27 protein-coding genes and 1 tRNA gene are annotated in these 23,894 nt (G+C 65.7%); 8 read left to right on the top strand and 20 right to left on the bottom strand.

The window, feature by feature from the left end; all coding sequences use genetic code 11:
- Positions 1-29: 29 nt before the first annotated feature.
- On the bottom strand, positions 30-1,118 hold the full coding sequence (locus tag HB677_RS00805) for an ABC transporter substrate-binding protein (protein ID WP_255546007.1): 1,089 nt from the start codon (positions 1,116-1,118) through the stop codon (positions 30-32).
- A gap of 193 nt (positions 1,119-1,311) precedes the next feature.
- Between HB677_RS00805 and add the strand changes: the two genes are divergently transcribed.
- Positions 1,312-2,334: an adenosine deaminase gene (gene add / locus HB677_RS00800; protein ID WP_213813755.1), complete on the top strand. Its 1,023-nt coding sequence runs from the start codon at positions 1,312-1,314 to the stop codon at positions 2,332-2,334.
- A 3-nt stretch (positions 2,335-2,337) separates the two neighbouring features.
- Here the strand turns inward: add and HB677_RS00795 are convergent, their stop codons facing one another.
- From HB677_RS00795 to HB677_RS00770, 6 genes are all read right to left on the bottom strand, one after another.
- Positions 2,338-3,654 carry a D-arabinono-1,4-lactone oxidase gene (locus HB677_RS00795; protein ID WP_213813754.1) on the bottom strand — a complete coding sequence of 439 codons (1,317 nt, stop codon included), beginning with the start codon at positions 3,652-3,654 and terminating at the stop codon, positions 2,338-2,340.
- Entirely contained in the window at positions 3,651-4,877 is a 1,227-nt protein-coding gene (locus HB677_RS00790) for an amino acid deaminase/aldolase (protein ID WP_213813753.1), read from the bottom strand. Before HB677_RS00790 ends, HB677_RS00795 begins: the two co-directional genes overlap by 4 nt.
- Before the next feature lie 3 nt (positions 4,878-4,880).
- A complete protein-coding gene (locus HB677_RS00785) occupies positions 4,881-6,161 on the bottom strand; it encodes an MFS transporter (protein ID WP_213813752.1) in 1,281 nt (426 codons plus the stop codon).
- Positions 6,158-6,832, bottom strand: a complete 675-nt coding sequence (locus HB677_RS00780; RefSeq protein WP_213813751.1) for a TetR/AcrR family transcriptional regulator — start codon at positions 6,830-6,832, stop codon at positions 6,158-6,160. The genes HB677_RS00785 and HB677_RS00780 overlap by 4 nt, the downstream gene beginning before the upstream one ends.
- 67 nt (positions 6,833-6,899) lie before the next feature.
- A complete protein-coding gene (locus tag HB677_RS00775) occupies positions 6,900-7,625 on the bottom strand; it encodes a YqjF family protein (RefSeq protein ID WP_213813750.1) in 726 nt (241 codons plus the stop codon).
- Positions 7,626-7,707: 82 nt separating this feature from the next.
- Positions 7,708-8,151, bottom strand: a complete 444-nt coding sequence (locus tag HB677_RS00770) for a tautomerase family protein (protein ID WP_213813749.1) — start codon at positions 8,149-8,151, stop codon at positions 7,708-7,710.
- Between the two features lie 48 nt (positions 8,152-8,199).
- On the opposite strand from HB677_RS00770, the gene HB677_RS00765 reads away from it, so the two are divergent.
- The 4 genes from HB677_RS00765 to HB677_RS18710 all read left to right on the top strand — a co-directional run bounded on the left by HB677_RS00765 (position 8,200) and on the right by HB677_RS18710 (position 12,445).
- Positions 8,200-8,811 carry a TetR/AcrR family transcriptional regulator gene (locus tag HB677_RS00765; RefSeq protein ID WP_213813748.1) on the top strand — a complete coding sequence of 204 codons (612 nt, stop codon included), beginning with the start codon at positions 8,200-8,202 and terminating at the stop codon, positions 8,809-8,811.
- Positions 8,812-8,824: 13 nt separating this feature from the next.
- The gene (locus HB677_RS00760) at positions 8,825-9,385 is read left to right on the top strand and encodes a dihydrofolate reductase family protein (protein WP_213813747.1); all 561 of its coding nucleotides are present in this window, start codon (positions 8,825-8,827) and stop codon (positions 9,383-9,385) included.
- Between the two features lie 12 nt (positions 9,386-9,397).
- Complete coding sequence (locus tag HB677_RS00755; protein ID WP_213813746.1) at positions 9,398-9,784, top strand: VOC family protein; 387 nt, start codon at positions 9,398-9,400, stop codon at positions 9,782-9,784.
- 264 nt (positions 9,785-10,048) lie between these two features.
- A complete protein-coding gene (locus HB677_RS18710) occupies positions 10,049-12,445 on the top strand; it encodes an acyltransferase family protein (protein ID WP_307852416.1) in 2,397 nt (798 codons plus the stop codon).
- A gap of 6 nt (positions 12,446-12,451) precedes the next feature.
- Here HB677_RS18710 and HB677_RS00745 read toward each other — a convergent pair whose 3' ends face one another.
- The 5 genes from HB677_RS00745 to HB677_RS00725 form a co-directional block, all read right to left on the bottom strand.
- Entirely contained in the window at positions 12,452-12,799 is a 348-nt protein-coding gene (locus HB677_RS00745; RefSeq protein ID WP_213813745.1) for a hypothetical protein, read from the bottom strand.
- 76 nt (positions 12,800-12,875) lie between these two features.
- On the bottom strand, positions 12,876-13,352 hold the full coding sequence (locus tag HB677_RS00740) for a MarR family winged helix-turn-helix transcriptional regulator (protein WP_213813744.1): 477 nt from the start codon (positions 13,350-13,352) through the stop codon (positions 12,876-12,878).
- On the bottom strand, positions 13,349-14,110 hold the full coding sequence (locus HB677_RS00735; RefSeq protein ID WP_213813743.1) for an MBL fold metallo-hydrolase: 762 nt from the start codon (positions 14,108-14,110) through the stop codon (positions 13,349-13,351). Before HB677_RS00735 ends, HB677_RS00740 begins: the two co-directional genes overlap by 4 nt.
- Before the next feature lie 197 nt (positions 14,111-14,307).
- Entirely contained in the window at positions 14,308-14,673 is a 366-nt protein-coding gene (locus tag HB677_RS00730) for a VOC family protein (RefSeq protein ID WP_213813742.1), read from the bottom strand.
- Positions 14,674-14,724: 51 nt separating this feature from the next.
- Positions 14,725-15,132 (bottom strand): helix-turn-helix domain-containing protein, encoded by a 408-nt coding sequence (locus HB677_RS00725; RefSeq protein ID WP_213813741.1) that lies wholly within the window; start codon positions 15,130-15,132, stop codon positions 14,725-14,727.
- A 136-nt stretch (positions 15,133-15,268) separates the two neighbouring features.
- Between HB677_RS00725 and HB677_RS00720 the strand changes: the two genes are divergently transcribed.
- On the top strand, positions 15,269-15,868 hold the full coding sequence (locus HB677_RS00720; RefSeq protein WP_213813740.1) for an NADPH-dependent FMN reductase: 600 nt from the start codon (positions 15,269-15,271) through the stop codon (positions 15,866-15,868).
- Between the two features lie 57 nt (positions 15,869-15,925).
- On the opposite strand, the gene HB677_RS00715 is transcribed toward HB677_RS00720, so the two are convergent.
- Together HB677_RS00715 and HB677_RS00710 are read right to left on the bottom strand one after the other, a co-directional pair.
- The gene (locus HB677_RS00715) at positions 15,926-16,477 is read right to left on the bottom strand and encodes an SRPBCC domain-containing protein (protein ID WP_213813739.1); all 552 of its coding nucleotides are present in this window, start codon (positions 16,475-16,477) and stop codon (positions 15,926-15,928) included.
- Positions 16,478-16,480: 3 nt separating this feature from the next.
- The gene (locus HB677_RS00710) at positions 16,481-16,801 is read right to left on the bottom strand and encodes a helix-turn-helix transcriptional regulator (protein ID WP_213813738.1); all 321 of its coding nucleotides are present in this window, start codon (positions 16,799-16,801) and stop codon (positions 16,481-16,483) included.
- A 181-nt stretch (positions 16,802-16,982) separates the two neighbouring features.
- Between HB677_RS00710 and HB677_RS00705 the strand changes: the two genes are divergently transcribed.
- Complete coding sequence (locus HB677_RS00705; RefSeq protein WP_213813737.1) at positions 16,983-17,402, top strand: hypothetical protein; 420 nt, start codon at positions 16,983-16,985, stop codon at positions 17,400-17,402.
- Entirely contained in the window at positions 17,396-18,130 is a 735-nt protein-coding gene (locus tag HB677_RS00700) for a hypothetical protein (RefSeq protein ID WP_213813736.1), read from the top strand. Before HB677_RS00705 ends, HB677_RS00700 begins: the two co-directional genes overlap by 7 nt.
- 490 nt (positions 18,131-18,620) lie before the next feature.
- Here the strand turns inward: HB677_RS00700 and HB677_RS00695 are convergent.
- The 6 genes from HB677_RS00695 to eno form a co-directional block, all read right to left on the bottom strand.
- A tRNA-Leu gene (locus tag HB677_RS00695) sits at positions 18,621-18,697 on the bottom strand.
- Positions 18,698-18,756: 59 nt separating this feature from the next.
- Entirely contained in the window at positions 18,757-20,160 is a 1,404-nt protein-coding gene (locus tag HB677_RS00690; RefSeq protein WP_213813735.1) for an NAD(P)/FAD-dependent oxidoreductase, read from the bottom strand.
- Positions 20,161-20,197: 37 nt separating this feature from the next.
- Positions 20,198-21,460, bottom strand: coding sequence for a S8 family serine peptidase (locus HB677_RS00685; RefSeq protein WP_213813734.1), 1,263 nt, complete (start codon positions 21,458-21,460; stop codon positions 20,198-20,200).
- Positions 21,457-21,996: a DUF501 domain-containing protein gene (locus tag HB677_RS00680; protein ID WP_213813733.1), complete on the bottom strand. Its 540-nt coding sequence runs from the start codon at positions 21,994-21,996 to the stop codon at positions 21,457-21,459. Before HB677_RS00680 ends, HB677_RS00685 begins: the two co-directional genes overlap by 4 nt.
- Positions 21,993-22,499, bottom strand: a complete 507-nt coding sequence (locus tag HB677_RS00675) for a septum formation initiator family protein (protein ID WP_213813732.1) — start codon at positions 22,497-22,499, stop codon at positions 21,993-21,995. Before HB677_RS00675 ends, HB677_RS00680 begins: the two co-directional genes overlap by 4 nt.
- Positions 22,500-22,517: 18 nt before the next feature.
- Entirely contained in the window at positions 22,518-23,798 is a 1,281-nt protein-coding gene (gene eno / locus HB677_RS00670; RefSeq protein ID WP_213813731.1) for a phosphopyruvate hydratase, read from the bottom strand.
- Positions 23,799-23,894 lie beyond the last annotated feature (96 nt).

Below are 23,894 nucleotides of genomic sequence, written 5' to 3'. Positions count from 1 at the left end.
ATTGCGCGAGTGCCCCAGTGAAGCAGATGTTACTTGGCGTAGTCGACGAGCTCCGGGTGCTCCTTGTAGACCTCGGTCAGCAGGCTCATGTCGAACAGCTGGTCGGCCGTGAGGTCGATTCCGGCGGCCGCGAGAGTCGTGATGCTCTGGTCCTGGAGGGTCTTGGAGATCGTGAAGAGACCGTTCTTGACGGTGTCCGGGCTGACGACGAGGTCGTTGGCCTGAACTTCAGCCTGCTTGGTCTCCTTCTCGAGGGTCAGGCCCAGGTCCTTGCCGTACGTGTCGACCGTGTACTTGGCGGCGGCGTCGGGGTCCTTGAGTGCTGCGGTCCAGCCCTTGATCTCGGCGATCAGCAGGCCCTTGAGTTCGTCGCGCTTGTTCTTGATCGCGTCGTCGGTTGCGGTGAAGGTCTCGGCTACGAACGGCAGTCCGTTGTCGGCCAGCGGCAGCGTGACGGGGTCGAGGCCCTTGATCTCGGCGTCGAGGGTCTCGTTGGTCAGGTAGGAGAACCAGCCGTCGACCTCACCGTTGAAGAGCGGGGTCGGGTCGTACTCGACGGGCACCATCTTGACGTCGGTGTCCTTGAGGTTGTTGATCTTGAGGAAGGCCTCCCACAGGTTCAGGTTGGATGCCTGGACTCCGATGGTCTTGCCCTTCATCTCGTCGACCGTGGAGATGTTGCCGTGCGCCTTCAGCGACAGGATGGTGAAGGGGTTCTTCTGGTACGTGGTTCCGATGATCTTGATCGGCGCGCCCTCGCTGGCGATGACGGTACCGGTCGAGATGGCGTTACCCATTCCCATAAGGGCCTTGTTCGAGATGACGACGGGCTCAACGGCCGACGGTCCGGGGGTCAGGCTCACCTTGGTGAAGCCGGCGTCCGTGTAGTAGCCCTTGGAGTCGGCCATGAACTCGCCCATGAACTCTGCGTTCTTGATCCAGGAAAGCTGGATGGTCGCTTCACCGAGCGACTTGGTGCCGCTGTCGCTGCTGGAGCTGGTGTCGCTCGAGCTGGAGCATCCGGTCAGTGCCAGTCCGATCACAGCAGCTGCCGCGACCCCCTGTGCAACGCGGAGCTTCGCCTTGCGGCTGAAGATTGAACCTCGGGTGTTCATCATGAGGAAGTGCCTCTCTGTGGCGCGCGGGAAACCGTGCGATCCGATCTGCTGTGTGCCGTAACTGTAAGCGTTGATTGTGACGTGGTGAGATCGCTTATATTTCCAACATGTTTCGTCGGCGTGGCGGCGGGCGCGAAACACTGCGGAAATCCGCGGTTGATAGCGTCACACAGTTGACTTGAGAGGATGCCCCATGGATTCGACCATCACGCCGGAGTTCCTGACCGCGCTGCCCAAAGCCGAGCTGCACGTGCACCTGGAGGGAACCCTCGAGCCCGAGCTCAAACTCGCTCTCGCCACCCGGAACGGCGTGGACATCGGTCAGTCGACCGTCGCCGAGGTGAAGGCGACCTACGCGTTCGATTCGCTCGCCTCCTTCCTCGCGATCTACTACCCCGCCATGAACGTGCTCGTGGAGGAGCAGGACTTCTACGACCTCGCCACCGCGTACTTCGTCCGCGCCGCCGCCGATGGGGTGCGCCGCGTGGAGGCATTCTTCGATCCGCAGGCCCACACCTCGCGCGGCGTGCCACTGGAGAACGTGATTCTCGGGTACTCCCGGGCTGCCGCCGACGCGGCATCCATCGGCATATCGGCCGACCTGATTCTCTGCTTCCTGCGCGACATGTCCGCCGAGAGCGCCCTGGAGACCATCACGGCGGCGCTGCCGTTCAAGGAACACTTCATTGGTGTCGGCCTCGACTCCGACGAGCGTGACAACCCGCCGTCGAAGTTCGCCCGCGTCTTCGCGATCGCCCGTGCCGAGGGACTCAAGCTCACGATGCACTGCGACATCGACCAGGTGGGAAGCATCGACAACATCCGCGAGGTGCTCGACGTCATCGGCGTCGACCGCATCGACCACGGCACCAACATCGTCGAGAACCCGGCGCTCGTCGAGCTGCTGCTCGAGCGGGGCATCGGGCTCACCTGCTGCCCGGTGTCCAACAGCTTTGTGACGGATGACATGAAGGCGGCCGAGATGGTCGACCTGCTGCACCGCGGGGTCAAGGTCACGCTCAACTCGGACGACCCTGCCTACTTCGGCGCGTACGCGGCCGGGAATTACATCGCGCTCGCCGAGAAGGCCGGCCTTGGCCTCGACGACGTCGTCACCCTCGCCAAGAACTCCTTCGAGGCGTCGTGGCTGTCCGAGCCGGAGAAGCAGTCGTACCTGCGCGAGATCGACGAGTACGTGGCGGCAAGCCGGGCCTGACCCTCACGCCCCGATCACGCGGTCGAGGTACTCGTTCGCGAACACGCGGTGCGGGTCCAGCCGGTCCCGCACGGCGACGAACTCGTCGAAGCGCGGGTAGGCCTCGCGCAGGGACTCCGCGTCCCGCGCGTGCATCTTGCCCCAGTGCGGCCTGCCACCGTGTGCCCGCATGATGGCCTCGACCGCGGTGAAGTACTCCCCCGGGTCCTCGCGGTAGTAGCGGTGCACCGCGATGTACCCGGTGGCGCGGCCGGACGCCGTCGAGAGCACCAGGTTATCGGCGGCGGCGGCGCGTACCTCCACCGGGAATGAGATGTTCCAGCGGCGGCGCTCGATCAGTGCGTCGAGTTCCCGCAACGCCTGTGGCACCTCCTCCACCGGGACGGCGTATTCCATCTCCCGGAACCGCACCCGGCGCTCGACCGCGAACACGCGGTAGGAGTGGTCGACGTGCTGCCGGTGTCCTGTCATCCGTGCGGATATCCGGTTGATCGTGGGCACCAACGCCGGGAGCCGCCGGCCGAGGCTCACGGTTCCGGCGAACAGGGAGTTCGCCATGAGGTCGTCGTCGAACCACGTGCGAACGCGCCCCAGAGGCTCGCGGCCGTGCGACAGAGGAAGCCGGGTGTTGGTCTTGGTGAGGGCCACCCGGGTGTGCGGAAACCAGTAGAACTCGAAGTGATCGGCGGATGCCACGCGCTCCCCGAACCCGTCAAGCACGGTGCCGAGTGCCTCCTGGCGTTCCACTCCCCGCAGCAGGAAGGCGGGCACGCAGTCGACCTCGACCTCGACGACGATTCCGAGCGCGCCCAGCCCGACCGCCGCCACCGCGAGCAGGGCGGGGTCGTCCTCCCTCGTCAGCGACAGGACGGTGCCGTCGGCGGTGACAAGGGTGAGTCCACTCACCCGGGTCGCCAGTCCCCCGAACCCTCCGCCGGTACCGTGGGTGCCCGTCGCGATGGCGCCGCTGATGGTCTGCCTGTCGATGTCGCCCATGTTCTGCAGGGCGAGGCCGTGCGGCGCGAGTAGGGCGGGCAGCTGCCACAGAAATGTGCCGGCCCCGAGCGTTGCGCGCGTGCCGCGCACGCGCAGCAGGCCCGACATCGCGGTCAGGTCCACGCGCACGCCGTCGGTCATGCCGATGCCGCTGAAGCTGTGGCCCGCGCCGAGCGGTTTGACCCGCAGCCCCCGCTCCCGGGCGGACACCACCACCTGTTGCACCTCACGCACGCTCGCCGGCGCCGCGGCGAATGCCGGTTCCGCGGACTCACACCGCCCCCAGTTCGAGAAGGCAAGACCGGGTTCGAGAGTCGCGCTCACAGGAACACCGGTCCCTCACCGCGATACGTCGGCAACGTGTCGACGATCTTGCCACGGTCGACCACCGAGAAGTAGTTGAGGTGTTCGCTCAGCTCCCCGGCCTTGGTGTGCCGCAGCCACACGCGATCGCCGAGGGCGAGTCCCCGCGCGCCGCGACCGCGCAGGGGTGTCTGCACCTCGCCCGCACCCTCGCGCGGGAACGTGCGCAGGTGTTTCGGCCAGGCAACACTCGGCGCGCGATCGAGTCCGGGCGGACCGGACGCGATCCACCCGCCGCCCATCAGCGTCGCCAGCCCCGGCCGGGGTTTGCGCACGACGGACAGGGCAAAACTCGCCGCCGGCGCAGGGGTGAACGCCGTGTAATGATCGAAGAGGTGGGGGCCGAAGAGACCGCTGCCGGCCGCAACCTCGGTGACCGAGGCATCCGCTACCGTGCTCTCGATGGAGCCGGTGCCGCCGCCATTGACGAATTCGAGGTCCGCGACCTCGCGCACGAGGCCAACGGCCTGGCTGCGACGGTCCGCGAGTTCGGCGATCGAGGAACGTTGGATATAGCGGATGACCGCGCCGCGGGCGGCCTTGCCGGGCGGACGGTTGGTGACCCCGGCGACCTGCGCCTCGTATCCCATCATGCCGACCAGCGTGAAGCCCTCGCGTTTCACGATGGCGCGGGCGAGCCGCTGGGCGGCGACCGGCGTGTAGACCGGCGACCGCCAGACGCCGACGTGCCCGAACACGCCGCCCTCCCACGAGCAGTCGAGTTCGATGCAGACGCGCAACGGGGTGCGGCGGGAGGGCGGGATGACCGAATCGATGAAGTCGAGGTGTTCGACCGAGTCGACCATGAGAGTCACCTGGGAGGCGAGCCGCTCGTCCACGGCGAGTTCGCGGAGTGCCGCCCGATGGGTGGTGGGGTAGCCGACAACGATGTCGTCCATGGTCTCCGCCAGCCAGAGCGCCTCGGGCAGCGTGTACGCGAGAACGCCCGCGTAGCCGGGAAGCGCGAGGACCGCCTCGAGAACACCGCGCACGCGCACCGACTTGCTGGCAACACGGATGGGAGTGCCGGCGGCGCGATCGAGGAGGGAGAACGCGTTGGCGGCGAGCGCCGGGAGTGACAGCACTCCGAAGGGTGGATCGAGCTGGCTCGTCGCTGCGGCCAGGTCGGGCCAGAAGGTATCCGGATCATTCCACGGCGCCATTGCCGGGCGGATCAGTTTCATGGGCTATCGCACGCTCCTAATGGGTATCACGGCGATTCCGCCGAGCAACGCGGCGCAGGCCGCGAGGATGAACAGGCCCTGGAAGCCGGCGAAGTACGCGACCACGAGGGCTCCGAGCAACGGGGCGATGGCCTGAGGGAAGGCCATGGCGATGTTCATGATGCCGAGGTCCTTGCCGCGGGTGTGCTCGTCGGGCAGCACCTGGGTGGCGAGTGCCTGGTCCACGGCCATGTAGCACCCGTAGCCGAGTCCGAGCAGCCCGGCCGCCACGAACAGCATGGGGTAGCTCGGCAGCAGCGCGAGCAACAGCGCGGCGAGCGCCTGGATGTAGGAGGCGAGGTAGACGAACGGGCGGCGCTTGCCCACGCGGTCGCTCAGCTTGCCGAAGATCAGCGCCGCGGCGATGAACACCACCAGGTAGACGACGGTGACGGTGAGCAGGTCGTCTTCCGCGGTGGCCTCGCGGCGCAGCCCAAACATCAGGAAGTACAGCAGCAGCGTCGTGCCGAGGGCGTTGCTGAGGTTCACGAGCACCCGGCTGAGCAGGGTCCAGCCGAAGTCGGGGTGCTGGCGCGGGCTGATCCAGAAACCCTGCAAGAGCGCCTGCACGGTCAGTGCTGACCCCCGCTGCTCGCGCGCGAGCACCTCGTCGGGCACCCAGAGCAGGAAGGGCAACACCAGCACCACCAGCAGCACAGCCACCAGCGTGTACCCGCGGAATTGCCCGGTAAACAGCGGCAGCATCACCAGCACGAGCCCCACGACGGTTCCGATGGCCTGCGGCGCGGACACCCAGCCCGACACCGTGCCGCGCTGCCGCACCGGCACCTGGTCCGAAATCATCGCCGTGATCGCCGCCGACACCACACAGAAGCCGACCAGCGACAGCGACCAGAAGACGCCGGTGCCGACCATGGTGTTCTGCAGCCCGAGCAGGAACAGCGAGATCGCAAACAGCAGCGTGCCGCCCAGAATCCACGGCCGGCGGCGGCCGTACCGCGACACCGTCCGGTCCGACAGCGCGCCGGTGAGCGGGTACGCGATCAGCGTGCAGACGCCCGCGATGCCCGAGATCACCCCGAACGCCATCACGCTGTCGATCCAGTAGCTCGACGTCAGCTGGGACGCCACCTGCTCGGGCAACAGCAGCTGGATCGGCGTGAGCTGCGCCATCCAGATGCCGAACCAGGCCGTGGCGAACAGCGTGATCCAGAGGCCCGAGACGGGCCGGGTGGGCATGGCAAAGGGAGCGGTGGATGTCACGGGGCGGGTCTCGGCGGTCATCGATGCATTTCCTTGGCGTCGTTGGATCGCGGGCGGGTCAGGGCGGAGGGGCTGGGGACAACAGAGTCTCCGGCGGGGAGTGGCTCGCTGTAGGCCGCGATCGCATCGGCCGCGAAGTCGAGCACACGGTTGGCGGCTGCGTCATCGTGATCGGCGAGCCAGGCGAGCGTCACCCCATCGGTGATGGTGACGATCATGCGCGCGATGTCGTCAACGGGGCGGGTCCACCGCACACCCCCGTGCTCGGCACCGGTGGTGAGCAGCGCTGCCACCGCCGAGTGATAACTCGCGTACTGCTGCCGCGGAAGGTCCTCGAGCTCCGGCGTCCGCAGCGAGTAGTGCAGCAGCTCGAACATCACCTGTTCGTGCCGCGGGGCAGACGTCAGCAGGTCGAAATAGGTCTGCAGCGCTTCCCGCAGGGCGGTGCGGATGTCCCGGCCGGTGCCGATCGATCGCAACGCGGCATCCGCCTCTGCCCCCACCACAAACGCGATCAACTCGCGCATCATTTCATCGCGGGACCGGAAGACATAGTGAAAGCTCGCGAGCGACATGTTCGCTTCGGCGACGATGGCGCGCGTGGTGGCGGCCTGGATGCCGTCCCTGCTGATGACCCGCACGGCAGCTTCGATGAGTGCGCTGCGGCGCTCTGCCGAGGAAATCCGTGGCATCCGGGCACTTTCTCTCGAAGTTGGACAACTGTCCCAGACGAAAGTCCCACAGCACAAGGGCCGGTTTTCAGCGACCGAACCAGGTGGTGACACCGGGCGAGTACAGCACCGAGTCGGGCGCCCGGGCGGCCAGTCCCGCAAATCCCGCTCGCGCCAGAAGAGTGTCGTTCAGCGACAGCAGCTCGGCCTCGAACAGTGGCCACGGCCCGTGGTGGTTGCGTAGGTAGATGGTGCGGCCGCGCACCGAGGCAAACAGCGCCCAGCGCGCGGTGAGGAAGTCCGCAAGGGGGTCATCCCGAACCTCGACGGTCGACGGGCGCGCGATGATGCGCGAGCGCGCACCGGGCACGCCGTGGCGCTGGCTGCCGTAGCGGAACTCGCCCTTCGCGCGGGCAAGCGTCGTGCGTGACCACATGTACGGGAGCGAGAAGACGGCGCGCGCTGCGAGCACTGCAGCGAGACGGGATGCCTCGAGCGAAACGAATACCACTCCGCGGCGGCCCTGCTCGTCGACGGCGTAGAGACGAACGTTGACCTCGACGAAGTTGCCGAAGTAGGGAACGGGCGGGCTGCCGAACACGGTTGCCCGGTCGAGCACAAATGGGATGAGCCCCACCCAGGTCGACCCGTCGAAGGTGTCCGGCCTGAGCCCCGTCGGGAGCAGGGGCGCAACCTGCTCGGCGCTCACCCGCCAGTGCAGGAACACCAGGTGCGACCATCGCTGGCTCGCCACCGAGCGGCCGTCGAGGGGCGGAGCCACCGCCGTGATTGGTTCCGTGCCGCTGCCTGCCACCGTGCCCGCCTTCGTTGCCTCACGATATCGCGGGGTACCGCCGGCGGGCTGGGTGGTTGCCGTCAGCGGGCGTGCCCGGCGCTCAGTTGACGGCGGCCGCCCGTGCCTCGGCGGCTCGCGCCGCGAGGGCGCCGAACTCCTCGACGCCGAAGGCGGTGCCCGCCAGGCCCCAGCCGCCCTCGGCCGCCTCGGTCAGGATCACCCAGGTGCGCGCGGTGAGGGTGGGGTCACCGGCAATCGCGGCGACGATGTCGGTGGCCTCCCGCGTGATCTGGCGCTGTCCCTCGCGATTCAGCGACCCGGGAGGCGTGATGATCTGCACGCGCACGGATCGGGCCGAGGGCTGCGCTGCCGTCGTGACGAGGGGAAGGCGGTGGATGAACGCTGCCGTGTTGTCCAGGTGGAACGGCCCGGGTGCCAGTACACCCTCGGCGCGAAGCACCGCGTGCGTGAGCTGAGTACCTAGTTCGGCGTCCGCGTCTGCGGGAAAAAGGTCGGCGGGCGCGTAGACATCGATAATGGGCATGGGAGTGGCTCCTTCAGAAAGTATGATGACTTGCATAGAACGTAATCTATGACGGTCGTCATAGTCAATCGGTGGGAGATGTCCATGGTGAGCGAAGTTCGCACCCGTATGGTCGACGGCGCGGCGATCCTGCTCGCGAAGAACGGGCTGCAGAACACCTCGTTCTCCGAGGTGCTCGACTACACCGGGGCGCCCCGCGGGTCGGTGTACCACCACTTCCCGCAGGGCAAGGATCAGCTGATCGGAGAGGCGATCGATGCCACCGGTGCCCGGGTCATCGCCGCGCTGACCGCGAAGGACGGCGAGGGGGCCCGCGAGATCACCGTCTTCTTCCTCGACCTGTGGCGCAGCGTCCTCACGCGGTCGAACCTGAGGGCGGGATGCGCCGTGCTCGCCGTCACCGTTGCCACCGACTCCCCCGACCTGATGTCACACACCGCCACCGTGTTTCGCACGTGGCGGCGGAGCCTGGCCGGGTTGCTCGAGCGGGGCGGACTCGCGGCCGCCGAGGCATCCGGTTATTCCGCCCTCTTAATCGCATCTTCGGAGGGTGCCGTCGTACTCAGCAGGGCAGAGCAGAGCCTCGAACCCTTCGACCTGGTCAGCGGGCAGCTGCTCGACCAACTCGACCGGATGCTTGAGGCCGCACCTCCCGCGTAGTTCAATACTGACTATGGCGAAGTTGCTGTCCTCCGGAATCGTGTCCCTCGACGGATACACGGCCGACCGGGACGGCATGTTCGACTGGAGCGCCCCCGACGAAGAGGTACATCGCTTCGTCAACGACCTCGAGCGCCGCACGGGCACAGCCCTCTACGGCCGCCGCGTGTACGAGGTCATGTCGGTGTGGGAGAACGACGACATTCTCGAGGGCGAACCCGCCGTCATGCGCGATTACGCCACCATCTGGCGGGCCACCGACAAGATTGTGTACTCATCCACCCTGCAGTCCGTCAGTACCGGCCGCACGCGCATCGAGCGTGAGTTCGATCCGGCAGCGATCGCGCGGCTGAAGCAGACGGAAGAGCGGGACATCTCCATCGGCGGACCCCACCTTGCCGCGCAGGCGATTCGCGCCGGCCTCGTGGACGAGTTTCACCTCTTCGTCACCCCCGTGCTCGTCGGCGGTGGTACGCCCTTCTTTCCACCGGACATCCGCATCAATCTGACTCTGATCGGCGAAAACAGGTTCGTCGGCGGCGTCGTTCACCTGCATTACCGTGCACTCCCGTAGAGAGGCATCATCATGGGCAGCCCCGTAGTTCACTTCGAAATTATTGGAACGGATGCCCCGGGGCTACGTCAGTACTACACGGAGCTCTTCGACTGGCAGTTTGACGTCGGCGGTCCCGTGGCGCCGGAAGTCTCGGAGGCTGGCAACTACGGCTTCGTCAATCCGCTCGGGTCGGACGAAGGGCAGACGATTCCCGGAGGGGTGGGAGGCGGAACGGGGTTCGCCCATCACATCGTCTTCTACGTCGGTGTTCCCAACGTGGAAGCGGCGCTGCGCCGGGCCGAGTCCCTGGGCGGCACGCGGGTGATGGGTCCGTCGCGCGCCCCGGAACGGGATCTCGTGGTTGCCCACTTCACCGACCCCGAGGGCAATCTGATCGGACTGGCCGGCCCGGCATAATGGAGTGAACACCCCACTCGGGGATAAGCGACGGCGCGTATCCGTTTTTCGGCGCCGGGGTATGCTCAACTTCGAGTTAATTCTGGGGGATACGTGGCTTCGAGCGGGAAAAATGGGGACACCCCACCCGCCAAACGAACCACGCCCCGTCCGCCGACGGCCACGAACCGCACCCCGCCGCCCGCGACCGTGCGGGTCCCGCGCGCGGCGACCGGTGCGACTCCACCCGCGGGGCCACCCGTAGCACCGCCTGCGGCACCGCCGGTGGCGGGACCACCCGCCGCAACATCTCCGGCATCGCCGGTCACGGGACCGCCCGCCGTCACGCCATCCCCGGCCGCCGCGACGCGAGCACCCGCCCCGACACCCGCCGAACACCGTCCCGAGCAGTCCTGGCCCGCGCCCGTCGGCCAGCAGCCCGTCGTGGCCGCCCCACCGCCGCGCATCTCCTCGCCCGGCACCGCGACCAGCCGCACTCCCCCACCCATCTCGACGGCGCCGCGAGTTGTCGCCGCAGCGGTGATTGAACCTGTTGTGGAGCCCGAGCCCACGGTGACAGTCGCACCGAGCAAGCCGTCGTCGTTCCGGCCCGACATCCAGGGCCTTCGCGCTCTCGCCGTGGTCGCGGTCATCCTCAATCACGTTCTCCGGTGGCCCTCCGGAGGATTCGTCGGCGTCGACGTCTTCTTCGTGATCTCGGGATTCCTCATCACCGGCCAGATCTTCCGGGAGAAGGAAAAGACGGGTGAGTTTTCCCTCTCCGCGTTTTACGCCCGGCGCGTCCGGCGCATCGTGCCATCGGCCGCCGCGGTCCTGCTGGTCACCGTCGTCGTCGGCTACTTCCTCTTCAACTCGACGCGAGCGCTTGCCACAATGTGGGACGCGGTCCTCGCCTTCGTGTTCGCCGCCAACTGGCGGTTCGCCGCGCTCGGAACCGACTACTTCCACGCCGTCGATCCCGCGTCACCCCTCCAGCACTACTGGTCACTGTCCGTCGAGGAGCAGTTCTACCTTGTCTGGCCCTGGCTGCTGCTTCTGATCTTCGCCATCGCCGCCAACGAAGCGCGCAAAGCCCGCGTCGGCAGGATCATCGTCGCTGTCGTCATGGCGGTCATCATCGCGGCATCCTTCGGGTACTCCCTCTGGCAGACCGCACGGGACCCGCAGTTCGCGTACTTCTCGACCTTCTCGCACGTGTGGGAGTTGGGACTCGGGGTGCTCCTCGCCGCGGCATCCCCTCTCCTCGTATCGATTCCGACCGGGGTGCGCGCACTCATGGGCTGGGTCGGCCTGCTGGGCGTCGGGGCATCGCTGTTCATCCTCAACGACGCGATCGCGTTCCCGAGCCCGGGTGCCGCCATGCCCGTGGTGGCGGCCGCGCTGGTAATCGCGGCGGGCATCGGTGGGCCGCAGCGCTACCTGTTCCCGCTCGTGAACCCTGTCAGCGTCTATCTGGGCAACATCTCGTACTCGCTGTACCTCTGGCACTTCCCGGTGCTGGTCTTCCTGCTGCTGCTGATGCCCGAGCAGTCGGTGTCCAGCACGCTCATCATTCTTGGAGCGATCCTGGCGCTCTCGGTGGTGTCGTACTACCTGGTCGAGCAGCCGTTCCACCGCTCGCCGTGGCTGCGGGCGTTTGGGGAACCGGGCGAGCGTACGGCCGCGTGGACCGCCTGGCGCGAGCGTTTCGGCACCCAGTTCATCGTGTCCACCGTCGGCATCATCGCCATCGCCACCATTGCCGTATTCGGCGTGGGAACCGCCCTGCAGGGAAGTCGCCCGGCGCTGGCGCCCGAGGCCGCGGCGACACAGCCGGCCCAGAACCCCGAGGCCCAGCTGCAGGCAGATTTGAGCGCCGCTGTGTCCGCCACGTCCTGGCCGGGAAATCTGTCGCCGTCCCTGGACAGCGTCATGTCCACCACCTCGAACAACAACCCGGCCCGCGACTGCTTCAACACCGGCAACACCCCCGACTTTGGGCGCTGCACTTGGGGCAACTCGAACGCACCGCACCACATGTATGTGGTCGGAGATTCCGAAGCACTTTCGTACGCCCCGGCGTTCAAGGCCATCGCGGAGGCGAGCGGCGGCCAGTGGAAGATCACCACCATTGGACTCTATGGATGTCGCTTCACCGACGTTCTCGTACAGAACGACGGCAACGGCGTCATGGACTCATGTCCTCAACGCAAGCAGGACATCGCCAACAAGATTGCGGGTGACCATCCCCAACTCGTGGTGATCGCCAACGCCTACGCCCTGGGCCAGACGCCGGACGGCACGCCGATCTCCGCCGCCGCAATGGTGCAGTCGACCGTGACCGAGGCGGCCAAGTACAACTCGGCGGGCAAGATCCTGTACCTCTCCCCGCCACCGCTCGGAGCCGAGCTCGGCCAGTGCTACAACAAAGTTTCCAGTCCCCAGAACTGCAACACCGCGGTCGACGCTGCATGGAACGAGTTCGCTCGGGACACCATCGCCGCCAAGGGACCTGGCGATACCTTCATCAACTCGCTGCCGTACAGCTGCTTCAGTGGCGTCTGCCCCGCGTTCGCCGGCACCCTCCCCACGAAGTACGACAGCGTTCATATGACGGTGAATTACTCGGAGCACATCGCTCCGGCCCTCCGGTACGACCTGGTGGCGCTCGGCCTGATGTAGCCGGAGCTACGCCTTCACCGCGTGCGCGAGTCCGTTCTTGATCGTGTCCATCGTGTCGTTGAAGGCATCGGTCATGTCGATCCCCAGCCGGTCGGCGATCACGAAGATCCACCACATCGATTCGGCGAGCTTGTGCTCGAGTTCTGCACGGGGATCACCCTCGATGCCCCACGTGCCTTCGTTCGCCAGCAACAGCCGGCCGATGTAGCCGACATCGTTCGTGAAGCCGATCATGATCTCGTGGTCGGTCCACACCTTGCCGTTGATTCTGTTCTCAAGAACTTCGTACAGGGCGCGAACTTCGAGGGCACGGTCTCGTGCATCCTCCAGAGCGGCGTGCTTGGGGCTGGGCATGGAGCGTCTCCTCAGGGACGATCACGGCGATAGTGCCGGATGCCCCGTCATCAACTCTAGGCACGGCCCCGCCACACTACGGCTTCGTAACCTCTGTCGCGGACCCAATGCGTCGCGTGAGGGCAATGCCGGACGGCGATCCTGCGGTGATTGTCTTCAGGGCCCGGATCATGTCCATGACGCTCGGGTCCGGGAGCGCGCCCGCCATCAGCTCATACAGCTGGGCTTCAATTGCGCGCACGCGCACCTCCATCTCGCGCCCGGATTCGGTGAGGCTGAGTTCGATCTGTCGACGATCGCCACTCCCTGGATTGCGACGCACAAGCCCGGAGATGACAAGGCGGTCAACCAACCGGCTGGGATTGGTGCCACTCTCGCACACCAGCATTTCGCCGAGGCCGGTCAGCGTCAAAGATTCGTTCTCGCCCAAAATTCGCAGCGCTTCCGACTGGGCGGGGGTCAGCCCCAGAGGAGCAAGCTCCTGCTGCAGCACACGGTTGCCTTCCCGCTGCGCCGCAAGGATCAAGTAGCGAAGTTGCTCGAGGTGGTTCATCGGACTTGCGAACGTGCGGTGTTCAGCGCGGCCGCCGACGCGGGGTCGTGGGCGGGCAACACCACGAGGTTCGGATGCCTGCGTGCGTACTCGTTCACCAACCGGGTGGAGTCGATCACCCGCGATCGATTTCCGAGGCCGGGCACATGTTCGTCCGCCAGAAGCTCGACGTCGTAGGTCAGATCGCCCACACACAGCAGCTCAGGCATTCCCTGCTGCCGGATCAACAGCGAGAGCGAACCCGGCGTGTGGCCAGGAGTGGGGAGCAGCAGCAGGCTGCCGTCGCCGAAGATGTCGTGTGCGTACGTGAATGGCGCGAGCGCCGGGTCATCCACTTCAACGGGCGTCACCTCCTCCCAGCGCAGCCCCGGTAGGTCGATGTGAGCGCGCATGACGCCATTCAGCAGGGCACCCGGAGCCCCCACGCTTGCCCGTTCGGCAGCACTCACGATTATCCGAGCGTGCCCGAGTTCCGGCAGGCCTCCGATGTGATCCTGGTGGAGGTGCGACACGATCGCGGTGTGCACGTCAGCGATGTCGTACCCGATGGCAGCGAGCGACGCCGTGAGCGTGTCATCCGCGCCGATATCGAAACGGGCCAGGCGCCGGTACAGCCATCCGACGGGCCCACGCGGAAAGTAATCGTCGCTGGTTACCGACGCGCGGTCCTGTCCCGTATCGAACAGCACGAGCCCCGTACTGTGCTCGATGACGTAGACGTTGATCGGGCGCGGCGCAGTCCACCGGCGGGACGTCATCAGCCACCACAACAGTGGCGATCCATCATCGCGAACGTGCTGAGGCCTGATTTGCACGGAGCCCGTGCTGACAACAGAAACTCTGCGGATGGGTTCCATGGCGCGGTTCCTCTGCTCGGATTGTATGTTGTGTCATCTTATGACACGACATACATCTGGTCTACAGGGTACGCCACAGTCAGGCAGCGAGATGCCGCTCAGTCCTCCGGCTTGATCAGGCAGAACGGATGACCCGCGGGGTCGAGATACACGCGGAACGTCGGTGTTTCCGATCCCGCCTTCGTCGCACCGAGCGCGAGCACGGCCGCTTCGGCTTCATCGAAGTCATCGACCTTCACGTCCAGGTGCATCTGCTGCGGGACATCCTGAGTCGGCCACTGCGGCGGACGATAGTTGTCGACGCCCTGGAACGCGATGATCGGGCGACCTCCGCCGACGGGAAGCAGTTCGGCCCAGTCCTCATCGAACGCCACGATTTCGGCTCCGATGAGCTCCGAGTAAAACCGCGCCAGCGCGCGAGGGTCGGGGCAGTCAATGACGAGTACATCCAGCGTGCCGATCATCGCACCACCCTAGGGGTGGGGCCGTGACATCCGCCAGCCCTCCGTCGGCACTTAGCCGTCGAACCTTTCGCGGCTCTGTTCGATCTCGACCTGGTGATCGTGGGTCCACTGGATGAATGCACGCAGCGGCTCGCTGAACGTGTTGCCGAGGGCGGTGAGCTCGTACTCGACGCGCGGCGGCGACTCCGGGTAACTGGTGCGACTCACCAGACCGTCGCGCTCGAGGGAGCGCAGGGTGCGGGTGAGCATGCGGTGGGAGACGCCGTCGACGGCAGCCATGAGCCGCGTGAAGCGAATGGGGCCGCCTGAGAGGGCACGGATGACCCGCATCGACCACCGATCGCTCGTCATGGTGAAGACGTCCTCGACCAGCTCTCTGGTCGAGGGGAGCTCGCAGATGTCGCCGTGGTCAAACCCGTCGTTGGCGGCTGCGGATGTTTCCAACGTGATGAGCGTCATACCGGATGACTTCCCTTCGTGTTCCTCACGCACACCAAAGTGCGTAAACGTGAGCGGGACTAAATTTCGCTCCCGATCGCTTCTTACTCCTGTCAACACGCATTACGCACGAATAGTTCCTAAAGGGAGAATCTTCATGACCAAGATCGCAATCATCATCGGAAGCACCCGCCCGGGCCGTAACGGCGAGGCAGTTGCGAAGTGGGTGCAGGAGATCGCCTCCCGCCGAAGCGACGCCGAGTTCGAGCTCGTAGACCTGCTGGACTACCCGCTCCCCCACTTCGACGAGCCTGGATCTCCCGCCCGCGACGCCTACCAGATGGACCACACCAAGGCGTGGTCGGCGAAGATCGCCGAGTTCGACGGCTACGTGTTCGTCACCCCCGAGTACAACCACTCGACCTCCGGCGTGCTCAAGAACGCCCTCGACTACCTCTACAACGAGTGGAACAACAAGGCCGCCGCATTCGTCAGCTACGGCGGCGTCGGTGGCGCCCGCGCCGTCGAGCACCTCCGGCTCGTGGCATCCGAACTCCAAATGGCGACGGTTCGTGGCCAGGTCGCCATTTCCCTGATGACCGAGTTCGAGAACTACACCACCTTTGCACCGCACGACTACCTGCTGCCCCTCGTCGACACCATGCTCGACCAGCTCGTGTCGTGGGCCAAGGTCATGGAGCCACTTCACGCCTCCGAGGAGGTCGCGGACGACGAGCCCGATGAGGACGCCGCATAACGACGCAACGATTCGCCGTGATGAGGGTCCGGTGGCCGAGCCGCCGGACCCTCGTCTCTATTTCGAGTCGCTGGAAACAGAACCACCCAGCGATGCCGCCATGGCCTCGTAGGTGGGGGCCAACTCGTTCCAGCGGTCGACCCACGCACCCGGCTCACGCCCGGCGATGTGTGTCTGGAGGTCTTCGACGTGGGCCTGCCATCCGGCGCCGTGAGCGAATATCTCGGACAGGGGCAGGCCGGACTCCTCGATCACAAGGTCGGTACCACCATCGGACTCCGAGAGTCGCGCTTCGAATACCGTCTCGTCATCCTGCCCGGGCCGCATCGTAATCACTAGTCGGTGAGGCGCATCGCACACGTCCACACGCGCCGGGCCCTCCCAATGGCTGGTCAGCCGTGCCGTGAATGTGCCGCCGACCGACAGGTCGCCATCGACCTCGCCGATCCACCGGGCGACACGGTCCGGCTCAGTCATCGCCGACCAGAGATCATCAATCGAGGTGGTGAACCGGTCGCGCATCTGTACGACGCCCTTGTCGAGCGACGCGTCGTCGAGCGCCCGCAGGCTGCCAATAATGCGAGGCGTGGTGCGAGTGGTGTTGGCCATGATCTAACTCCTTGTCTGTTGTTGTCCTCGTGTCACTTCTGTGTGCAGGGCGTCCAACCGCTGCGACCACAGCGCACGGTAGTTGTCGAGCCAGTCGTCCAGCTCGGCAAGCGGCTCAGGGCGAATCGAATAGACACGACGCTGCGCCTCCTGCCGTACGTCGACGAGTCCCGCTTCCCGCAGCACCCGCAGGTGCCGGGAGACCCCCGGTCGCGCGATTGTCAGTAGCTCGGCAAGCTCACCGGCCGACGCCGGGCCCTGCCGCAACTGCTCCAACATCGTTCGACGGCTGGAGTCCGAGATCGCCTGAAGTAACTCATCCATAGCGTTAATGTACCCACGCGGTTACGTAACATGCAAGGTACGAAGGAAGACGCAGCCTACGGCGGCCGCTCGCACACGATCGATGGCATGCCGAAGCCCAATCGAAAGGTCATCCTTGGGGCCCACGACATACACACGCGGATGGATGGTTCTGCTCTGCTGACCTGTCATGATGACGTTTATGAGCGATCCACAACTTGCGCCCGCGCGAACCCGAGTCCGATCGTGGCGGCGCGCGCTTCTCGTGTTCGCGCCCGTCGCAATAGTGCTGGCTGCAGTGCTTGTGGTCCAGGGATTCCTGGACGCGGTCGCACCGTATCCCGACTGCTTCCCCGAGTGCATCGATGCGATGACTTCGGGCGTATCTCTCGCGGACCTCGCCGGGATAGCCGCACCGACCCTCGTAGTTCTCGCCGTGCTTGCTCTCGTCCTCCGCTGGCGCCTCCCCAAATTTGCCAGCATCGATCGTGCCCAGCGCCCATTGTCGATTGCGATCTTTGCGATCATCTCGGTGCTGATCGGCGCAGCGGCCTACGTCCTTCTGTTTATCGTCTATGAGGTCCCGCTTACGCTCACCTATTGCCAGGCACACGGATGTTGACCGAGACGGCGGACACCGCGACCCCATCAGTCTTCGGACGCGCGCTGATTCGTCCGCTGCCCACCCTGCTCTACATTGCGGTGACTCTGCTGCTCACCACCGGCGGCCTCGTCCTCGGCCTGTACGGACACGGCGGCTTGTCCCTTATCCCCTTCTGGATCGGAATCGCCCTCACCGGCCCACTCGGCGTAGTCGCCACTATTTTTGCCGGTGTACCTCTTCTCAGGATCGTCGCTGACGCCAGCACAGCGGAACCTCTTGCTTCGCCGGACATCCTGGACGGTTATATCCTTGGCGGCCTCATCATCCTCTTCGTCACGACAGCGCTTGTGGTGGTTCTCAATGCGCTCCTCGTTCGGCGCTGGGTCTATGCCACACGAGCATCTATCGACCAGGGAGATCCCCACCCAGTTCGGCGTGCCATCGACCGATTCGTCGGCAGCTGGTTGTTTATTTACTCCGGCGCCGGGTTTGTGCTGCTGTGCCTCGTCGCCGCGTACGGATCGATCGTCGGGACGGTCTCTGACTATGCTTCCCCGGAAACCGCAAGCACGCTGCACACGGTTATACAGATCAGCTTCCTGATCGCGTTGGCGTCGGCCGCTGCAGGACTGGTGCTCTGGATAGTGTTCACCAAAATACGACGACCGATCCTTATCCCCGCAGCGGTCGATTTCGTCATCATCGCTGTCGCGTTCGTCGCTGTCGTGGTCGCGGTACGGTCATAGCCCGATGGCTGACGCCACGAATGATGATCGGACGGGAGTCACTGCGCCGATCGTCATGACACTGGCGTGGGCACTAGTGCCCATTCCAATCGCAGGGTGGTTTGTTGCGCCAGCCGCAGACGCGGCAATCAGTGGTTGGGGCTTTTACGAGACCTACGCGAAGGCATTCGCATTTCTTCTGCTTGTTTCTGCGCTCATCAACGCCGTACTGGTCACACGTATTGCGATTGATCGCCCGGTGACGTTTGTTGCGCGCGGTTATCCGCTGTGGCAGTCATTGACGGTGGGAGCCGCCCTTTTGTGGCTGGTGTCGCTGATTCTCGCCGGAGTCGTGCCCACACCCGGCACGCAATTGGCGCTGGGAATCGCAGTGGTCCTCACCTCTGTGGGCGCGACAATTTTCGCGACGACGACGGACCCTCGGGCGCGGGCACGGCGATCCGAGCGACTCGATGCGCGCCGCCGCCGAGGTCGATTGCGATATCGATTCTGGTGCCCCGACAGGGACTCGAACCCTGACTTGGACGATTTTAAGTCGTCTGCCTCTGCCAATTGGGCTATCGGGGCGGAAAGACAATCAGCCTAGCGCGGGGATACCGCGCTAGGCCGATTGTTGTGGTGCGGAGTTACTTTGTCGACGGATTTGCGTAGATCGGAGCGTCGGGCGCTCCAGCAGGCGTCGGGATCTTCGGCTCTTCGACCGCTGCAGCAGCGGGCTTCGGCCGCGATGCGAACTCCTGGAAGTACGCGCGCGGGTCCTGGCTGGCCGGGATACCAACGATGTCGCGACGAAGCACGGCGTTGAAGGCCCAGTTGCCGAAGACGCGGATCTTGCGCTCCCACATGGGGATCGCGAGTCCGTGGTAACCGCGGTGCATGCCCCAGGCGATGAAGCCGGTGAATGCGAGGTTGCCGCGCTGGAAGACACCAACACCGATACCGAGGCCTGCGACAGCGCCCTCGTTCTCGTGGATGTAGTCCTTCGGAAGCTCGCCGCGGAGGACCGCGACGATGTTCTTCGCGAGCTGCTTGCCCTGGCGAACGGCGTGCTGTGCGTTCGGCACGCAGAAGCCACCGACACCCTTACCGGTCAGGTCGGGGACCGCGCTGACGTCGCCAGCACCCCATGCGTCGGCGACGATTCCGTCGTCGTTGATGACGCGAAGGTCGGGCTGAACGCGCAGGCGTCCGCGCTCTTCGGTCGGAAGGTCGGTGTTGCGCAGGACCGGGTTGGCCATGACGCCGGCGGTCCAAACGATGAGGTCGGTCTCGAACGACTCACCCGTGGACAACTCGATCTTGCCGCCGACGGCGGAGGTCAGCTGCGTCTCGAGGTGGACGATGGCCTCGCGCTGAGCGAGGTTCTTGAGCACCCAGTGGCTGGTCTTGAGCGACACCTCGGGCATGATGCGTCCCATTGCCTCGATGAGGTGGAAGTGGGTGTCATCGATCGTGAGGTTCGGGTAGTACCGCAGCAGGTCGCTAGCGAGGCTGCGCAGTTCGGCGAAGATCTCGATACCGGCGAAGCCACCGCCGACGACGACGACGGTCAGCAGACGGTCGCGCTCGGGGCCGGCGGGAAGGTTGGACGCCTTCTCGAAGTTGGAGAGGACCTTGTCGCGGATCGCGATTGCCTCTTCGATGCTCTTGAGGCCGATGGCCTCGTCGGCAACACCGGGGATCGGGAAGGTGCGCGAAACGCTGCCGGCGGTGACCACGATCATGTCGTAGGTCTCTTCCCATGCCTCGCCGACGGCGGGGGTGATGGTCGCGGTCTTGGTCGCGTGGTTGATGGAAGTGACTTTGGCCGTGACGACCTTGGTGGACTTCAGGTGACGTCGCAGTGCGACGACCGCGTGACGCGGTTCGATAGACCCAGCGGCGACCTCGGGGAGGAAGGGCTGGTATGTCATGTACGGCAGGGGGTCAACAACAGTGACCTCAGCCTCGCCGCGGCGTAGCCACTTTTCGAGTTTGAGGGCCGTGTAGAAACCGGCGTAGCCGCCGCCAACAATGAGGATTTTAGGCACGAGTGAGAGTCTCCTAGCGGTGGAATTCCCCTCTAATCTACTCCCTTCGGCTCAGGTACCTAAAATGCCGAGTGGCGACAACTATGAGCAACACCAACAGCACCGCAAATATCAGCAGCACGAGAACCGGCAGACCGACGGTTCGCAGCTCGATCGCAGACGGGTAGAGGGTGCCGAGCGGGTTCTGTGGGCCGGCCGCCTCGACGACGGGTGCGGACGTGGATGTCGCGGACGGCGTCGGCGTCACCGGCGGCAGGGTCGGTGTCGCGGTACCCGCGGCGCGGCGGTTAATGCGGATCCAGTCGGTGAGACTTCCCATGGGATTTGCCGTCACCGACGCGACCGTGTTGTTCACAGCCGCGGCCGCGTTGACCAGGCCGAACCCATAAATGGGATCCGCGCCCGCAGCACCGGCCGGTGTGGCCGTCTTGATGATGCGGTTGATCACGTTGGCGGCGCTCAGACCCGGGTGCGCGGCGATCACGAGGGCGGCAACTCCGGCGACGATCGGGGTCGAGCCGCTCGTTCCGTTCCAGATGACGACACCGCCGCCGGGCACCGCACCGAGAAGCTGCTCGCTGGGGGCCGATACGCCGATCGTGATGCCCTGCGCCGAGGCATCCAGACTCGCAGCGCCGTTGCGGTCAACGCCGGCAACTGTCAGCACACCGGGCATGGTGGCGGGGGCGCCGACCGAGGTCGTGCCACTCCCCCGGTTGCCGGCCGCCGCGACGACAACGACGTTGTGATCCATGGCGTACAGGAACGCCTTGTCCCAGCTCTCGGGCCAGCTGAGCGTGTTGCGGGTCAGCGACATGTTGATGACGTCCGCGCCGTGGTCGACAGCCCAGATGACGGCGTCGGCGACCTGATCGTCGGAGTCGGTCGTGCCCTGGCCGAAGCCGATCGAGATCGACAGCAGCGATGCCTGCGGGGCCACACCGATGATGCCGTCGCTCGCCCCGGTTCCGCGACCGGCGGCCAGGGAGGCGACCATGGTTCCGTGATCACTGTCGGAGCCCACCGGCGTCTGCCCGTTGCTCGAGCCGTCGCCGGAGAAGTCGGCGCCGCCGACAACTGCGCCGGTCAGGTCGCTGTGGCTGCCATCGACGCCCGTGTCGATGATCGCGATCGTGACGCCCTTGCCCTCGGTGGTGGCCCAGGCCTTGGTGATTCCGTACTGCGTGAGCCAGTACTCGCCGTCACGGATGTAGTCGGCGCTGGCGGGTGCGGCACCCAGGAAAGTGGATGCCACGACCGCGGCCACGACGACAAACGCCGCCGCCGCGCGGTTCCTCATCGAGTCTCGCCGGAGCCGACGGTAACGATGTCTGCCGAGTAGTCCACGCACTCGCAGACGGTGGGACTCCACGCGGCAAGGGCAAGCGCCCGGTCGCCGATGGGATTCACGCCGGGGCCCGCAGCCAGGGTGTGACCGACGAGGGCGTGCAGGCACTTCACGCGCGAGGGCATTCCGCCGGCCGAGATGCCGTCCAGCTCCGCGACGAACTCGATGCCGTTGCGGTCGGCGAGATAAGCGTTGTGCGCCGCCAGGTACTGCTCGGCGACATCCCCCTCGAGGAGGGCGGAGAGCTCGGTCATCACGCCGTTGGCCTCGAGCGTGGAGACCGCTGCAGTGGCCGCGGGGTGCGACAGGTAGTACAGGGTTGGGAAGGGCGTGCCATCCTGCAGCCGCGGGCTGGTCGAGACGACAGTGGGTGCGCCGCAGACACAGCGCGCCGCGATACCGATCACGTTGCGCGCGGGCCGGCCCAGCTGGGCGGACACCGTGGCGATGTCGAGCTCGGATGGCGGGTCGAAGGGCGGGGTGGTCACTGGGAGTCTCCAATCACTGGGGAAACCAGCTTGCTTGCGGTGGCATCGGACAGCCCCGCGGTGACGACAGAGGTGAGCATGGACTTCATCCAGTCGACCTGCGTCTTCTGAATACTGTCACTGATCGGCGCTTTGTCCGGCGTGGCAGTGGTCTTGCCATTGAGAACCAGGTAACTGTACTCACCTGGGAAAACGTAGAGCAGGCGGTCGCGGGCCTGCGCCTCGATGTAGGCGGGGTCGTCCCAGCGAGCGACTTCACTCGTGAGGTCATCGACCGCGGCCTGCTGATTTTTCACCGCGGCGCTGAGCTTGGCAATCTCCTGCTGCTGCTCGACGAGCAGCTTCAGTGAGGGGGCAAGCACCACGACGCCGAGTACCACGATGACCAGCATGGACAGCGTGAAACCCGACAGCCGGATGTTGCGAAGCCAGCGCTCCGGTGCGCTCTCCATTGTGGGGAGAGCGACCGGCACGCGCTGAGTCTTCTTCTTCCGCGGAGCCATGTTCTCGATGGTAAGCGGTTAGCCCTTGAAACGCGGGAAGGCGCTGCGGCCGGCGTAGACCGCGGCGTCGGCGAGTTCTTCCTCGATGCGAAGGAGCTGGTTGTACTTGGCGACGCGCTCGGAACGGGCGGGTGCACCGGTCTTGATCTGGCCCGAGTTCGTGGCGACGGCGAGGTCGGCGATCGTGGTGTCCTCGGTCTCACCGGAGCGGTGCGACAGCACGGCGGTGTAACCGCTGCGCTGGGCGAGGGACACGGCGTCGAGCGTCTCGGTGAGGGTACCGATCTGGTTGACCTTGACCAGGATCGAGTTGCCGGCGCCGGCCTCGATGCCCTTGGCCAGACGCGTCGGGTTGGTGACGAACAGGTCGTCTCCGACGATCTGCGTCTTCTGGCCCAGCTCGGACGTCAGGTGAGCCCAGCCCTCCCAGTCATCCTCGTCCAGCGGGTCCTCGATGGTGACCAGCGGGTAGGAGGCGACGAGCTCGGTGTAATAGGCGCTCAGGTCAACGGCGGAGAGCTGCTTGCCCTCGAAGGTGTAGCTGCCTTCGGAGTAGAACTCGGAGGACGCGACGTCGAGGCCGAGGGCGATGTCCTTGCCGGGGGTGAAGCCGGCCAGGGTGATGGCCTCCATGAGCAGGTCGAGCGCGGCGCGGTTGCTCGACAGGTTCGGAGCGAATCCGCCCTCGTCGCCGAGGCCGGTGCTCAGGCCCTTGCCGTGCAGCAGACCCTTGAGCGCGTGGTAGGTCTCGACGCCCCAGCGGAGTCCTTCGCTGAAGGTTTCGGCGCCGAGCGGGAGGATCATGAATTCCTGGATGTCGACGTTGCTGTCGGCGTGCGATCCACCGTTGATGACGTTGAGCATCGGAACCGGAAGGACGTGGGCGTTCGGGCCACCGAGGTAGCGGAACAGCGGGAGGTCGGCCGAGTCGGCAGCGGCCTTCGCGACCGCGAGCGAGACGCCGAGGATGGCGTTGGCGCCGAGGTTCTTCTTGTTCTCAGTGCCGTCGGCGGCGATCAGGGCCGCGTCGACGAGGCGCTGGTCGCTGGCTTCGAAGCCCTCGATGGCGGGGCCGAGCTCGTCGAAGACGGCGTCAACGGCCTTGAGTACACCCTTGCCGAGGTAGCGTGACTTGTCGCCGTCACGCAGTTCGTAAGCTTCGAATGCACCGGTGGATGCTCCGGACGGAACGGCTGCACGTGAGAGCGTGCCGTCTTCGAGGAGGACCTCGACCTCGACGGTCGGGTTACCCCGGGAGTCAAGAATTTCGCGCGCGATTACTGCCTCGATCAAAGCCACGGGGTGAGCTCCTTCAGAACTGTGAATTGGTGGGATGTCCCACCGAAAGCCTAGTCGGCGATGGAGCCCGCCACGCCAGGGCCCCTCGCCGACGAG

This window comes from Glaciihabitans sp. dw_435 (genome assembly GCF_018449675.1).
Lineage (GTDB): Bacteria > Actinomycetota > Actinomycetes > Actinomycetales > Microbacteriaceae > Glaciihabitans.
Note: the sequence above shows the minus strand (reverse complement) of the source record. Positions and strands in the feature narration are given on the sequence as shown.